Annotated in this window: 10 protein-coding genes; 5 read left to right on the top strand and 5 right to left on the bottom strand. The window is 70.3% G+C overall.

Features of this window, described 5'->3' with window-relative positions:
- The first annotated feature begins 6 nt into the window (after window positions 1-6).
- The 5 genes from ACFVST_RS12200 to ACFVST_RS12180 all read left to right on the top strand — a co-directional run bounded on the left by ACFVST_RS12200 (window position 7) and on the right by ACFVST_RS12180 (window position 5,621).
- The gene (locus ACFVST_RS12200) at window positions 7-2,574 is read left to right on the top strand and encodes a polysaccharide lyase family 8 super-sandwich domain-containing protein (protein WP_390149523.1); all 2,568 of its coding nucleotides are present in this window, start codon (window positions 7-9) and stop codon (window positions 2,572-2,574) included.
- A 49-nt stretch (window positions 2,575-2,623) separates the two neighbouring features.
- The gene (locus ACFVST_RS12195; protein ID WP_390149521.1) at window positions 2,624-3,514 is read left to right on the top strand and encodes an aldo/keto reductase; all 891 of its coding nucleotides are present in this window, start codon (window positions 2,624-2,626) and stop codon (window positions 3,512-3,514) included.
- Between the two features lie 133 nt (window positions 3,515-3,647).
- Window positions 3,648-3,944 (top strand): AbrB/MazE/SpoVT family DNA-binding domain-containing protein, encoded by a 297-nt coding sequence (locus tag ACFVST_RS12190; RefSeq protein WP_390149519.1) that lies wholly within the window; start codon window positions 3,648-3,650, stop codon window positions 3,942-3,944.
- Between the two features lie 7 nt (window positions 3,945-3,951).
- The gene (locus tag ACFVST_RS12185; RefSeq protein WP_390149517.1) at window positions 3,952-4,878 is read left to right on the top strand and encodes an ATP-binding cassette domain-containing protein; all 927 of its coding nucleotides are present in this window, start codon (window positions 3,952-3,954) and stop codon (window positions 4,876-4,878) included.
- On the top strand, window positions 4,875-5,621 hold the full coding sequence (locus ACFVST_RS12180) for an ABC transporter permease (RefSeq protein WP_390149515.1): 747 nt from the start codon (window positions 4,875-4,877) through the stop codon (window positions 5,619-5,621). Before ACFVST_RS12185 ends, ACFVST_RS12180 begins: the two co-directional genes overlap by 4 nt.
- An 87-nt stretch (window positions 5,622-5,708) precedes the next feature.
- On the opposite strand, the gene fabG is transcribed toward ACFVST_RS12180, so the two are convergent.
- The 5 genes from fabG to ACFVST_RS12155 all read right to left on the bottom strand — a co-directional run bounded on the left by fabG (window position 5,709) and on the right by ACFVST_RS12155 (window position 13,725).
- Window positions 5,709-6,458, bottom strand: a complete 750-nt coding sequence (fabG, locus tag ACFVST_RS12175; protein ID WP_390149513.1) for a 3-oxoacyl-[acyl-carrier-protein] reductase — start codon at window positions 6,456-6,458, stop codon at window positions 5,709-5,711.
- Window positions 6,455-6,700, bottom strand: a complete 246-nt coding sequence (locus ACFVST_RS12170) for an acyl carrier protein (protein WP_390149511.1) — start codon at window positions 6,698-6,700, stop codon at window positions 6,455-6,457. The genes fabG and ACFVST_RS12170 overlap by 4 nt, the downstream gene beginning before the upstream one ends.
- 61 nt (window positions 6,701-6,761) lie before the next feature.
- On the bottom strand, window positions 6,762-7,517 hold the full coding sequence (locus ACFVST_RS12165) for a polyketide synthase (protein ID WP_390149509.1): 756 nt from the start codon (window positions 7,515-7,517) through the stop codon (window positions 6,762-6,764).
- Entirely contained in the window at window positions 7,514-8,779 is a 1,266-nt protein-coding gene (locus ACFVST_RS12160) for a hydroxymethylglutaryl-CoA synthase family protein (protein WP_390149507.1), read from the bottom strand. The genes ACFVST_RS12165 and ACFVST_RS12160 overlap by 4 nt, the downstream gene beginning before the upstream one ends.
- A gap of 26 nt (window positions 8,780-8,805) precedes the next feature.
- On the bottom strand, window positions 8,806-13,725 hold the full coding sequence (locus tag ACFVST_RS12155; protein WP_390149505.1) for a beta-ketoacyl synthase N-terminal-like domain-containing protein: 4,920 nt from the start codon (window positions 13,723-13,725) through the stop codon (window positions 8,806-8,808).
- Between the last annotated feature and the right edge of the window lies 1 nt (window position 13,726).

Genomic DNA, 13,726 nt, shown 5'->3' with positions numbered 1-13,726 from the left:
GTGTCTGTGGAACTGTCGCGTCGCACCCTGCTGTCCGCCGCCCCCGCGGCCGCCGCACTCGCCGTCGGTGCTCCGCCGCCCCGGGCCGCGGCCCTCGCCGTGGACCCGAAATCCGGTACCGCCCTGCTGCGCGCCAACGCCCTGGCCTTGCTCACCGGTACCGCCGCCGGCAACGCGCGTCCCGAAGTCGCCCCGAGAATCGCCGAGTTGACCGCCACCGCGCGGAAGCGGCGCACCGCGCTGGACCGGGCGGGACCCGGTGAACTCTTCGCCGGGCTCCCCCTCGGCAGCAGCGACCCCAACCTCGCCACCACCTTCCGCCACCTCTACGAGCTGGCGCTCGCCACCCGCACCCCCGGCGGCGCCCTGGACGGCGACCCGGCCTGCCAGCAGCGCGCCGCGGACGCCCTGCGCGAGCTGTACGACCGGTGGTACGGCGACCAGTCGGCCGGGTACTACGGCAACTGGTTCACCTGGGAGATCGGTGTCTCCACCCCTCTCAGCCGGCTGCTGCTCCTGCTGCGCGAGCCGCTCGCCGCCCGGCATCCGGGGCTCACCGCCGACTGCGTCCGCGCCATGGACGGCTATCTGCGCAACGGCAGGGACGGCGATGTCGACCTCGACTCCCGCTTCCACACCGGCGCCAACCTCGCCGACATCACCGGCAACCGCATCGTGCAGGGCGCCGTGCTCGACCAGGAGGCCCGCGTCCGCAAGGCCGTCGCCGACCAGTTCACCGTCCTCGCACCGATCGACCCGTACCGGCTGCGGCACGGCGTCACCGACGGCTTCTACGCCGACGGGTCCTTCCTCCAGCACTCCTCCGTCGCCTACACCGGCTCGTACGGCAAGGGGCTGCTGACCCGGATGACGGACACCGCGGGCCTGCTCACCGGGACCGGCTACGAGGGCGGCGGCGACGGTACCGATCTCATCGGCACCGTGTACGACTGGCTCGCCCGCAGCTTCGCCCCGCTGATCCACGAGGGCTGGCTACTGGACACCGTCAAGGGCCGCAGCGTCTCCCGCCCCGCCACCGGCTACCCCGACACCGCGCCCGTCGTCCAGGCCGCCGCCGACCTCTCCGCACACGCCGCCGGCGCCGGCCGGGACGACCTCGCCGCCGAACTCCGCGCGTACGTACGGCACTTGCACCACACCAGCCGCACTCCGGTGGACCCCTCCGCCTTCACCTCCCCGCTGAGCATCGCCCGCTACGCCGACATCCTGGCCGCCACCGGAGAGCCCGCCCGCGATCTGGTACCGGCCGCCCACCACGCCGCGTTCCACGCGATGGGCCGCAGTGTGCACCGGCGGCCCGGCTTCACCTTCGCCCTGGCCTGCGGCTCCCGCCGGGTCTCGCTGTACGAGTACATGAGCGGGGAGAACCTCCGGCCGTGGTTCCAGGGCTCCGGCGCCCACCAGTTGCACCTGGCGGGCGAGGACCAGTCCGCCGCCTTCGGTCTGGACCACCTCACCGCGCTCTCCCCGTACCGGCTCCCCGGCGTCACCGCCCCCGTCGAGGACCGGCAGACCATCCCCGAGCTGTACGGCGGGGACTACTACGACAATCCGGCGGCGGGCTTCACCTCGTCCTCCGAGGCGCAGAACACCTATGTCTACTTCCCTTGCGCCACCGGCGAGTTCAGCGGCGGCGCCGCCCTCGGGCCGTACGGGACGGCGGGCCTGGTCCTCTCCGACGACGCCGCCTGGGCCGCCCACCGGGCCGGCCGGCTGCCCACGGACTTCACCGCCTACCGGGCGGCCCGCGCCACCCGCTCCTGGTTCATGTTCGACGAGGAGATCGTGGTACTCGCCGCGGGGGTCGGCGACCCCGGCGGGCGGCGCGCCGTGACCACCACCCTGGACACCCGCCTCGCCGACCCCGCCACCCGCCCCGCCCTCACCGGCCGCACCCACCAGGGCCGCCCCTGGCCCGGTCCCGGCGCCCCCGCCTGGCTCCGCTACGCCGACCCCGACCGGGCCACCGCCGTCGGCTATGTCTTCCTCGACCCGCACCCCGAACACCCGCCCACCGCCACCCTGGAGACCGTCACCCGCAGCCCCCGCCTGGTACGCGCCGCCAACCCCGACACCCCGCTCACCCGGCAGGTCTTCGCCCTCACCGTCCACCAGCCACCCGGCGCCCGCCCCACCGCCCTCGCCCACGCCCTGCTGCCCGGCGCCACCGAGGACCGCCTCACCCGCTACGCACACCGCCCGCCGCTCACCGTCCTCGCCAACTCCCCCCGGCTACAGGCCGTTTCGCACCACGAGCTGGGTCTGACCGCGGCCAACTCCTTCACCGAGGGCAGCCACCACGCCGGCCCGCTCACCCTCGAAGGCCCCGGCTCCGCCCTGCTGCGCACCGCACCCGACGGCAGCACCGAACTCGCCGTCGCCGACCCCACCACCCGCCGCGACCACCTCACCCTCACCCTGCACGGCCGCCCCCTGCGCCCCGCCGCCCCCACCCCCGGCATCCGCGTCCACCACGTCCCCGGCGGCACCCGCATCGAAGCCGACACCCACCACACCTACGGCCACAGCCTCACGGTGCGGCTGACGCCTTAGCGGGCGTGCCCCCAGCTCGGTCACCCAACGAATGGAGCGGACAACTCCCATGCCCCAGCGGACAGTTCACGCCTCGGCGGCCGGTGTCTGGCGGCTCGGGGACATGGTGGTCAACCGGATGGGGTTCGGGGCGATGCGCCTCACCGGCAGTGCGGCGTTCCATCTGGGCACTCCGCGCGGCCGGGAGCAGTCGCTGCGTGTGCTGCGCCTGGCCGTCGAGCTCGGCGTGAACCACATCGACACCGCCGCCTTCTACTTCTCCCGGCTGCGCTCCGCCAACGAACTCATCAACTCCGCGCTCTCGCCCTACCCTTCGGGCCTGGTCATCGGCACCAAGGTCGGCCCCGCGCGCGACGCCTGCGGCGACTGGTCCACTCCCGCCCGACCGGACCAACTGCGTGGCCAGGTCGAGGAGAACCTGCGCCAACTCGGCCGGGACCACCTGGACTTGGTCAACCTCCGCCGGATGGGCCAGACTTCCGTCAGCGAGCACTTCGGCGCGCTCGCCGAACTCCGTACCGCGGGTCTCGTCCGCCACCTCGGCGTCTCCAACGTCCTTCCGGAACACCTCGCCGAAGCCGAAGCCATCGCCCCCGTCGTCTGCGTCCAGAACCGGTACGGCCCGGACGACCGGCGACACGAGCAGCTTCTGCACCGGTGTGCCGAGCGCGGTATCGCCTTCGTGCCGTACTACTCCCTGGCCGGGGCGGGCGGCGAACACGGCGCCGTGCACACCGAACCCGAGCGGATCCTCGCCGTCGCCCGCGCCCATGAGGCCACCCCCGCGCAGATCCGGCTGGCCTGGCTCCTCCAACGGGGCCCGCACGTCCTCCCCATCCCCGGCACCGGCGACCCCGCCCACCTCACCGCCAACGTGGCCGCCGCGGCGCTCCGCCTCACCCCGGAGGAGCTGGTCCAACTCGACTCGGTGGGCAGTTAGTTGCGGGGGCTGCGGGGGCCGCACAGCACCGACACCGCATCGTCATCAAGTCGCCGTCGCACCCACACAGACGGCGCAGCCCTACATGATATACATGCCGAATCATGTGTACCGCGAGTAGAGGACCGGTCGTATGACCCCGTCTGACGACAAGGGCCGCGGACCTTCTGAAGACCCCTCGTACGACCCGAAAGGGCGGGGGTTCTACGGTGCCGTGACCGTGAGCGAGCGGGGGCAGGTCGTGATTCCCGCGCAGGCCCGGCGCGATCTCGACATCACTGCGGGTGACAAGCTCCTGGTCCTTGGCGACCCGAAGCACGGCATCGCTCTGATGAAGCTCGAATCGCTGCTGCAGAGCGGCCTCTCCCCACTCGACGGTCAGCTCCAGCGGGGTCGCGGGCAGTCACAGGAGGCTGACGACAAGGAATGAACGAGACATGAACACAGTCATCCGCTGCCAGGACGTCTCGAAAAGATACGGGGAGCTCCGCGCCGTCGACGGCGTCTCCTTCGAGGTCCAGCAGGGCGAGATATTCGGCATGATCGGCCCCAACGGGGCGGGGAAAAGCACCCTCATGGAGTGCGTCGAAGGACTGCGCACCCGTGACAGCGGCACCGTGGAGGTGCTGGGCATGGACCCGGCGCGCGACGCGACCGAGATCCATGAGCGAATAGGCCTCCAGCTCCAGACCTCCGCACTGCCGTCCCGTATCAAGGTCGGGGAGGCGCTTCAGCTCTTCTCGTCCTTCTACCGCACTCCCGGCGACTGGCGGAAGACGCTGCGGGAACTGGGCCTGGACGAGAAGGTCGACTCCTATGTCGACAAGCTGTCCGGGGGGCAACGGCAGCGCGTGTTCATCGCGTTGGCCCTGATCAACAACCCCGAGCTGATCTTCGTGGACGAGATCACCACGGCGCTCGACCCGCAGTCCCGGCACGCGGTGTGGGACGTGATCCGCGACATCCGCGACAACGGCACCACGGTGTTCCTCACCACCCACTTCATGGAAGAGGCCGAGCGCCTCTGCGACCGGGTGGCGATCGTCGACCACGGCAAGATCATCGCCCTGGACACCGTGACAAACCTGATCAACTCCCTTGACGGCGAGACCAAGTTGACGTTCACCGTCAACGGCCGCCCGCCGGTCGAGGAACTCAAGAAGCTGGCCTCCGTGATCCATGTGGAGAACGTCGAGGGCCGCATGGTGGTCCGCGGCAAGGGCCGGGGCTTCGCCCAGGAGATCATGGCGGCGCTGGCGGACGTCCAGTTGACCGCGGAGGACTTCCGTTCCGAACAGCCCAACCTGGAAGACGTGTTCCTGTCTCTGACCGGCCGTCCGATGCGAGAGGGGTCAGGTCAGTGACATCTGCATTCGGAAACCTGGTCTCCGTACAGACCAAGCGCACCCTGCGGGAACCCGCCAGCGTCTTCTTCATGCTGGCCTTCGGTCCGCTGTTCGTCACCGTCATGGGCGCCATCTTCGGCACCGATCCGCGGCCCGAGTTCCACGACCGCAGCTTCATCCAGGCCAACCTGGTCAGCTTCTCCTCGATCGTCCTCGCCATTACCGCCTTTGTGATGATCCCGGTCGACCTGGTGGGGCAGCGGGAGAACGGCGCGCTGCGGCGCTTCCGGGCGACGCCGCTGAAGCCGAGCACCTATATCGCGGCCGATGTGACCGTGCGGTTCGCCATCCTGACGACGAGCCTGGTGCTGATGCTCGTCATCGGCATGGTGTTCTTCGACGCCGACTGCCAGGGCAGCATCGTGGCCGTGCTGCTGGCGCTGCTGCTGGGCATCGCCGCGTTCCTCGCGGTCGGTTACGCGATGGCCGCGGCGCTGCCCTCGTCCGGTGCCGCGCAGGCGGTGGGCAACACCCTGACGTACCCGCTGATCATGGTATCCGGTGGCGCGGTGCCGCTGGACGCCCTGCCGGACGGGGTGCGGAGCGTGGCGCAGATCTCTCCGCTGACCCAACTCACCGAGTTCCTCCAGGACTTGTGGAAGGGCGGCACCTGGGCGGACAACCTGGTGCCGGTGGCGGTACTGGGCGGCCTCCTCGTGGTGGCCACCGGGATCGGCGCGCGCTTCTTCCGCTGGGAGTGAGCCCGCCCCCGCAACCGATGAGGGTGCCCGCGACCAGGAACGATCTGGTCGCGGGCACCCTCTTCGTTTCCCGCCGCGGGGGCCGGGTCACATCGCCATGCCGCCGTCCACGCAGACGACCTGCCCGGTGATGTACGAGCTGTCGTCGCTCGCCAGGAAGGCGACCAGGCCGGCGACCTCGTCGGGGCGGCCGAAGCGGCGCATCGGCACCGGGTCCAGGCGCTTGGTGTCCTCCACCATGTCCTGGGTCATATCGGTGGCGATCAGCCCGGGGGCGACGGCGTTGCAGCGGACGTTCCGCTCCGCCAGCTCCTTCGCGATGGTCTTCGTCAGACCGATCAACCCGGCTTTGGCGGAGGCGTAGTTGGCCTGTCCGGCGCTGCCGAAGACGCCGGAGACCGAGGAGATGTTGACGATGGAGCCGCTGCGCTTGCGGATGAAGCCGAAGTAGCAGGCCTTGATGAACAGGAACGCGCCCTTGAGGTTGGTGTTCATCACCGCGTCGAAGTCCTCGTCCTTGATGGACGCGGCCAGCCCGTCGCGGATGATCCCCGCGTTGTTGACGAGGATGTCGACCGGGCCCAGGTCCGCGGCGACGGCCTTCACACAGCGGGTGACCTGCTCGGCGTCGGAGACATCGCAGCGGTAGCCGCGCGCGGAGCCGCCGAGGCGCTCGATCTCCGTCTGCGTCTCCTTGGCGCTGGCCTCGTCGCTGACGTACACGATGGCGACGGTCGCGCCGTCCCGGGCCAGGCGCACCGCCATGGCGCGGCCCAGGCCCCGGGAACCTCCGGTGACCAGCGCGACCTTGCCGCTGAGGGGGCCGGGGGCACTCATGAGCCGGCCCCGGCGGCGATCACGGAGACGATGTCGCCGATGTTCTTGGCGTCGGCGAACTTCACCATCGGTATGGTGACGCCGACCTGCTCCAGGGTGTCCGTGATGATCTCGGCCCGGTCGATGGAGTTGGCTCCCAGGTCGCGCAGGCTGTCCTCGCGGGTGATGGCCTGGACGTCCACTCCCTCGATGATCTCCTGGAAGACGCCGGTCAGGGTGGTGAAGATCTCTTCCTCGGTCATGTTCTTCTTTCCTTGTGCGATTTCAGTGGTGCGGTTGCCCGGTGCGGTGCTCCGGCGCCGCTCAGGTGCCGTAGCGGCTCATGAGCAGGTTCTTGACCTCGGGTTGATGGAAGGTCACCTCGTGCATGGCCAGTTCCCTCTCCACGACGCCGGGCAGGTCCGCCCGCAGGCCGCTGGTCAGATGCCGCTTCAGCATCACCAGTGAGGTGCGGGGCTTCTCCGCCAGATTCTCCGCCAGCGCCAGGGCCGTCGGCACCACCTCCTTGCGCGGCACCACCGGGAACGGCACGCCCCGCTCGGCGAGTTCGGCGCCGCGGAAGGTGCGTCCGGTCAGCAGGAACTCGCCGCCCAGTGCCGTGCCCAGCTTCTCCGGGAAAATCCTGGTGGAACCGAAGCCCGGAGTGAAGCCGTACTTCATGAAGTTGGCGGTGTAGATGCTCTCCCGGGCCAGGACCACGAAGTCCGCGAAGAGGCCCATCGACAGGCCGCCGCCGATGGCGTGGCCCTGCATCGCCGAGATCACCGGGATCGGGCAGTCCATCGGCAGCGAGTACACATCGGGGTGCCCCTCGGCCTGGAAGGTGCCCTCGCCGGCCTGGATGGTCAGCAGTGCCTCACGGGTGCCGCCGGAGCAGAAGAAGGTGCCGTAGCCGGTGAGGATCGCCGCCTTGTACCGCTCGTCGGCGGCGATCTCCTGGAAGGCCTCCCCCAGGCCGATCTGGAGGGCGTCGGTGAAGGTGTTCTTGTTCTCCTGGTCCTCCATGGCGACCAGCGCCACCCCCGGCCGGGGTTCGGTCAGTGTGACGACGCCGCTCACACCCACTGGTACTCCCGGTGGTAGTCGTCGACCCGGCTCAGCACCAGTCGGCCGGAACCGGAGATGGTGTCCAACACCTCGGGTATGACGTCCAGTTGGAGTTCGACATTGCGGGTGCCGAACTCGATGACCTCGTTCTCCTTCATCAACTGGAGGTACTGGTCGATGGTCAGCCCGTGGCGACCGCGCAGCACGCTCTCCACGTCGATCGCCTCCACCCGGCGCCGGCTCTCCGGGGTGACGACGCCGCTGTAGAACTCCGAGCAGCAGCCCGAGCCGTAGGAGAAGACGCCCAGGCGCCGGGGAGCGGAGAGGTCCGCGTGGGCGATGGTGGAGAGGATGCTGAGGAAGACGGTGCCCCCGAAGATGTTCCCCACCCGCTGGCAGTACGTCAGGCCCGGCCGCACCCGCTGCTCGAAGTCGGCCGCGATGGCCTGGCCCTTGGCCTTGCACATCCGGCGCATCATGGTGCGGTGCGCGCCCTTGATCATGCCGCCGAAGGGGGTGTGGAAGGCGAGGTAGTCGAAGGTCGTGGCGTAGTCGACGCCCTCCACCTTCCGCTCGTAGGCCCGGTACGCCGCCTCGCAGCAGTCCAGGTAGGACATCAGCGACAGGTCCGCGCTGCCGGCCTCGCTGTCCGGTACGGGGCGGCAGGTGTCCATCACCTCGTAGCCGTGGGAGCCGTTGGCGCCGATGTCCACGCTGAAGATGTGCGGGGTGTCGCTGACCAGCAGGGCCATGGCGCCCGCGCCGCCGGTGGGTTCGGCGAACAGCCAGTCCTCCTCCAGGCCCGTCCCGCCCTCGGTCGCCTTGAAGCGCGCGATGTCGGTGGTCACCACCAGCGCCTTGGCGCCCGGCGAGACCTGGGAGAGCACGAAGTTGACCGCGTTCTGGAAGCCGGCGGTGCCCGAGAAGCAGGCGTTCTTGACCTCGAAGAGGCGGCAACTGCGGCTCAGCCCGAGGTAGTCGTGCACATAGGTGCTGAGGGACTTGCCGAAGTCGATACCGGACTCGGTGCAGGTGATCAGCATCTCGATGCTGTCGCGCTCCGCCTCGCTCAGCGCGTCCACGATCGGCTTGGCCGCGTTGACCGCGAAGGACACCGGGTCCTCGAAGGGCATCGCGACCGATTTCTCCAGCATGAGCAGGTTCTCGAACCGCTCGTTGTCCAACCCCCGGTATCTGGCGAGGGTTTCGACGTCCAGATACGCCGAACCGCCGTAGAAGTTGACGGCCTCGATGCCCGCCGCACGCCGTTCCATTCCGCTTCTCCTTGTGTTGACACCGCTCACGACGGCTCCACCGCGCCCATCAGTTCCTCCCGGATGAGGGCGAGCAGCCTGCGCTGCGACTGGTGCGCGTCGATGAACTGGTGGTCACCGGCCATGGTGTGCAGGACGAACGGGCCGGTGGTCAGTCGCTCCCACAGCTTGGACTCCTCCGACGCCACCCAGTCGTCCACCCCGTGGAAGGCGGTGACGGCGGTGCCGAAGACCTCCTGCGGGATGTGCTCGTACCGGTCGATCAGTCTGCACGCCGCGAGCAGTTGGGGCAGGGTCGCCCTGGTCTCCATCTCGCCGTAGTCCCAGGCGGTCCCGTAGGCGTTGACCACCGCGTCCAGCGTGTCCTGGTCCTGCCGGATCTCCTCGTAGCTGGGGATCTCGGTCATGCTGTGCTTGGCCAGTTGGTCCAGGATGTCCTGGATGCTGGGGTTCTTGGTGACGGGGGCCGCGAAGCCGGAGACGAAGGCACGCACCAGGTCGGCGCGGGGGTTGAGCCCCAGCCGGTAGGCGAGCCGGAAGGAGAACAGCGCTCCCCAGCTGTGCCCGAAGGTGGCGCAGGGGATGTCCAGCAGCTCCGGGTCCAGCACCCGCTCCATGGTCGCCATGAAGTCCTCGATGTCGGACGGCGACCGCTCGTCCAGGCGGTGGGTGTCCATCCCGGGCAGCATCACGGCGCATACGTCGATCTCGGGGCCGAGCTGGTCCTGCCAGGCGTCGAACAGGTCGGCGTTGCGGTACCCGTTGGGGAAGCAGAACAGCCGGACCTTCGCCTCCGGCTTGGGCCGGTGCTTGTAGATCCAGTGGCCGGGGGTGAGATCGGTGTCGTACGGCTTGGTCTGGGCGTCACGGAGCCGGCCGGCGCCGCCGGGCATCAGGTCCATCACATTGTCGGCGAGGTCGCCGAGGGTGGCGCTCTGCACCATGTCGGCGAAGGAGATGTCCACCGACAGCAGGGTGCCGGTCTGGTTGAAGAACCGCAGACCGGTCATGGAGTCCAGGCCGAACGACTCCATGGCGTCCTCGGCCTTCACCTCCTCCGGCTCCATCTCCAGGATGTGGGCGAGCAGCCGGCTGAGGTACTCGATCACCATCTCCCGTTTGCGCTCGACACCGGCCTGGTTGTACCGCTGGAAGAAGTCCCGGTCCTCGCTGTCCGCTTCGAGGGCGGCGGCGTCCATCATGGCCTTGAACGCGCCGATCCGCGCCTCGTCGAACTCCTTGAGCCGGATGCTCCCGACCGACACCAGCGGGTCCCCGGCGCTGTCGACCAGCCGGATGCCGCCGGTGATCTCACCGCGCTCCCGGTCGAACTCGGGCATCGCCACCGAGGCGAACAGCGCGCCGTCCCGGCCGCGGGGGCGCAGCACCACGTCGTCCATGGCGGCGACCATGTACTTCTGTCCGGCCGCGGAACGCTCCAGCACCACGTAGTTGCAGCTCTGCGCGCAACTGTCGAGGACCCCGGGGTGGAAGCCCAGCGCGTAGCCGTCGACCGGGGAGCCGTCCGCGGGGTCGGTGAAGCCCACCAGGACCTCGGTGTCGCCGGTCCACCAGGCCTCGCCCACGAAGCGCACCGCGGGGCCGAAGTAGAAGCCCCGGTCGCCCTCCAGCGGACGGTAGAACTCCTCGCGCTCCACATGCCGCCGGGCGCCGCCGCGGAGGGCGGGCACATCGAGCGGGCGGTCGGCGCTGCCGGCGGGGAGGTCCGCGGCGACGCCGCCGTGCACATGCAGGGTCCAGCGGGCGGCCTCCGACTCGCGGCTGTGGAAGGCGAAGTCGTAGACGCCGTCGCCCTGCGGCTCCAGGACCAGCAGGACCTCCCGGACCTCCTCCGCGGCCAGGATGAGTGGCGCGTCGAACCTCATCTGCCGTACGTGGGAGGGCTGTTCGCCGTGCTGGCGGACCATCGCCGCGCGCAGCATCTCCAGGTAGTAACCGACGTGCACCACACCGGAGTTGTCCGCGAGTTCGGGGAAGTTGCGGTGCGCGAAGGTGTACAGGAAGTGCTTGGACGGGATCGGCAGGTCGAGCGGGAGGGCGAGCAGGCCGTCGCGGCTGAGGCCCCCGGCGAGGCGCGCGGCGAGGCCCCCGGCGGGCCGGTCGGCGTCGGCGCGGGCCAGCCAGTGGCGGGTGGGTTCGAAGGGGTGGTTCGGCAGCATCACCTTGCGGCGGCTCTGGCCGGCGTAGTGGTCCTGCCAGGAGAGGGCGGAGCCCAGGCAGGAGAGCTGGGCGAGTACCCGCAGCAGGCCCTCCAGCGGCTCGGCGTCGTCCGCCGGGCGCAGTACCACGACGTCCTCGCGCTCCAGCACCCCGCCGGCCGGTCCGGCGCCCAGCTCCACGAAGAAGCGGTAGCCCTGCTCGTACAGCTCCTCCAGGCCCTCCTGGTAACGGATGGGCGCGGTGAGGGAGTTGTCGAGGAGTTCGGCGCGCAGTTCGTCCGGGTTGTGGCTGGTGCGCAGGGTGTGCGCGGACTGGTAGCGGCTGGCGGGCTGGCGGTACTCCTCGTCCCGGACGGCGCGGCGCCAGGTGTCGGCGCCGGCCCGGTGGGCCTCGGAGGGCCAGTCGCCGTCGGGCTCCTGGGTGACGGTGGCACCGGCGGCGGTCAGCGCCTCGCACACCATCTGGAGGGCGTCCGGCTCACCCGAGACGACCCGCTCGGACGGCCCGTACACGGCGGACAGATGGACATGGCCCTGCCAGTCACGCAGGACGCCCTCGAACTTCTCCGCGCCCAGCTCCACCCGTGCGTGGCGCACCGTGCCGGCGGCCTCGCGGGCGTCGTCCAGCGCGGTGTGGTGGCGGACGGCGGCCTCCAGGCTGAGGACTCCGGAGACCACGGCCGCGACGAGGGAACCGGTCCGCTCGCCGAAGGTGATCTCGGGCTGCACCCCGTAGGAGGCGAGCAGCCGGCTCAGCGCGTACTCGGTGGCGAAGAGCCAGGCGCGGGCCGCCTCCGGATCGGCCGGGGTGGCGTCCTCGGCGGTGAACGCCGCGGTCTGCGGCCCGAGTTCGGCCTCGAAGAGGCTCAGGCACTCGGTGAGGGCGTCGTGGAACACCGGGAAGCGGGCGGCCAGGGCGCGGGCCGCGGCAAAGGTGCGGCCGGTGTCGCCGGAGAGCCCGGCGAACAGGAACGCCAGCTTGGGCTGGATCTTCTCGTCGGTCAGCGCGGCGAAGGCGCGGCCCCCGGCGTGGGTGGTGAACAGGGTCCGCTTGGCGTTCCAGCGGTCCCGGCCGTGGCTGCTGCCGAGGATCACCGTGGTGTCGGAGTAGAGCGTCTTGTCCTCGTCGTACGCGGCCAGCACCTCGCGGAACGCGTCCCGGACGGCGTCGGGGCCATTGCCGAGGAAGACCGCCCGGTGGGTGAAGGCGGTGCGGCAGGCGTTGGCGGTGTAGCAGACGTCGTCGAAGGGGACCTCGGGGCGGGCGGCGAGATAGGCGTCGAGGTCGCGGATCTGCTGCACCAGGCGCTCTTCGTCGGCGGCGCTGACGGTGAGCAGCGCGGCCGTGGACGGCGGTGTCTTCGCCGTGGGGGCGGCCGGCCGCGGGGCCTCCTCGATGATCAGGTGGGCGTTGGTGCCGCTGAAGCCGAAGGAGCTGACGGCGGCGTACCGGGTGCGGTCTGCGGAGGACGGCCAGGGCTTGGGGGCGGTGGGGAAGTCGAAGGAGTCGCTGAGCGGCTCGATCCGCGGGTTGAGGTCGTCCAGTCCGGCGATCGGCGGGATCTGCTCATGGTGCAGGCAGAGCACTGTCTTGATCAGGCTGGCGATGCCCGCTCCGGCTTCCAGATGGCCGATGTTGGCCTTCACCGCGCCCAGCGTCAGCTTCCGCGCGGGGTCGCCGTAGACCCGCCGTACGGCGTCGATCTCGATGGGGTCGCCGAGGAGGGTGCCGGTGCCGTGGGTCTCCAGGTAGTCGACGGCACTGGCCTCGACCCGGGCGTTCTCCAGGGCGCTGGCCAGTACGGCCTGCTGGGCGCGGCCGTTGGGCTTGGTGAGGCCGCTGCTCTCGCCGTCGTTGTTGACGGCGCCGCCGCGGATCACCGCGTACACGGTGTCGCCGTCGCGCTGCGCGTCGGAGAGCCGCTTGAGGACCACCATCCCGGCGCCCTCGCCGCGGCCGTAGCCGTCGGCCGAGGCGTCGAAGGGCTTGGAACGGCCGTCGGGGGCAAGGGCGTTCATGGCGCACAGCGAGGCCATCACACCAGGCGACAGCATCATGTTGACGCCGCCGGCGAGCGCCATGTCGCACTCGCCGCGGCGCAGCGCGTCCACCGCGAGCTGCGGCCCCACCAGCGAGGAGGAGCAGGCGGTGTCGACGGAGAGCGCGGGCCCGTTCCAGCCGAAGGCGTACGACACCCGGCCGGAGGCGATGCTGGAGGTGGTGCCGGTGCCGATGTACTCGTTGGCCTCGGCGGAGTCGGTGACGAGCTGGGCGTACTCGGAGTTGCTGGATATGCCGACGAAGACGCCGGTGGCGCTGCCGCGCAGCTTCTCCGGGTTCTGCCCGGCGTTCTCCAGCGCCTCCCAGGTGATCTCCAGCAACTGGCGCTGCTGGGGGTCCATGGAGTTGGCCTCCACCGGCGGGATCTTGAAGAACCGGGCGTCGAAGGACGCCACATCGCGGGCGAGGAAGTTGCTGCGCCGGATGTACATCTTGCCGGGGGTGCCGGGCACCGGGTCGTAGTGGTCCTGCACCGGCCAGCGGTCGTCGGGGACGTCCCGGACGCCGACGCCGCCGTCCCGGACGAACTCCCAGAACTGCTCCGGGGTGTCGCAGCCGCCGGGGAAGCGGCAGGCCATCCCGACGACCGCGATCGGCTCCCGCGCGGCGCGGCGGGTCGTCTCCAGTTGGTGGCGCAGGTTCTGGATCGTCACCACGGACCGCTTCAGCACCTCGGTGGTGCTGCTTTTGACGTGCTCACTCATG

Origin of the sequence: Streptomyces sp. NPDC058045 (genome assembly GCF_042885635.1) — a bacterium.
Classification (GTDB): domain Bacteria; phylum Actinomycetota; class Actinomycetes; order Streptomycetales; family Streptomycetaceae; genus Streptomyces.
Note: the sequence above shows the minus strand (reverse complement) of the source record. Positions and strands in the feature narration are given on the sequence as shown.

Coding starts and splice junctions, on each gene's coding strand:
- ACFVST_RS12195 (WP_390149521.1), top strand. CDS start 2,624: ATGCCCCAGCGGACAGTTCACGCCTCGGCGGCCGGTGTCTGGCGGCTC.
- ACFVST_RS12190 (WP_390149519.1), top strand. CDS start 3,648: ATGACCCCGTCTGACGACAAGGGCCGCGGACCTTCTGAAGACCCCTCG.
- ACFVST_RS12185 (WP_390149517.1), top strand. CDS start 3,952: ATGAACACAGTCATCCGCTGCCAGGACGTCTCGAAAAGATACGGGGAG.
- fabG (WP_390149513.1), bottom strand. CDS start 6,458: ATGAGTGCCCCCGGCCCCCTCAGCGGCAAGGTCGCGCTGGTCACCGGA.
- ACFVST_RS12170 (WP_390149511.1), bottom strand. CDS start 6,700: ATGACCGAGGAAGAGATCTTCACCACCCTGACCGGCGTCTTCCAGGAG.
- ACFVST_RS12160 (WP_390149507.1), bottom strand. CDS start 8,779: ATGGAACGGCGTGCGGCGGGCATCGAGGCCGTCAACTTCTACGGCGGT.
- ACFVST_RS12155 (WP_390149505.1), bottom strand. CDS start 13,725: ATGAGTGAGCACGTCAAAAGCAGCACCACCGAGGTGCTGAAGCGGTCC.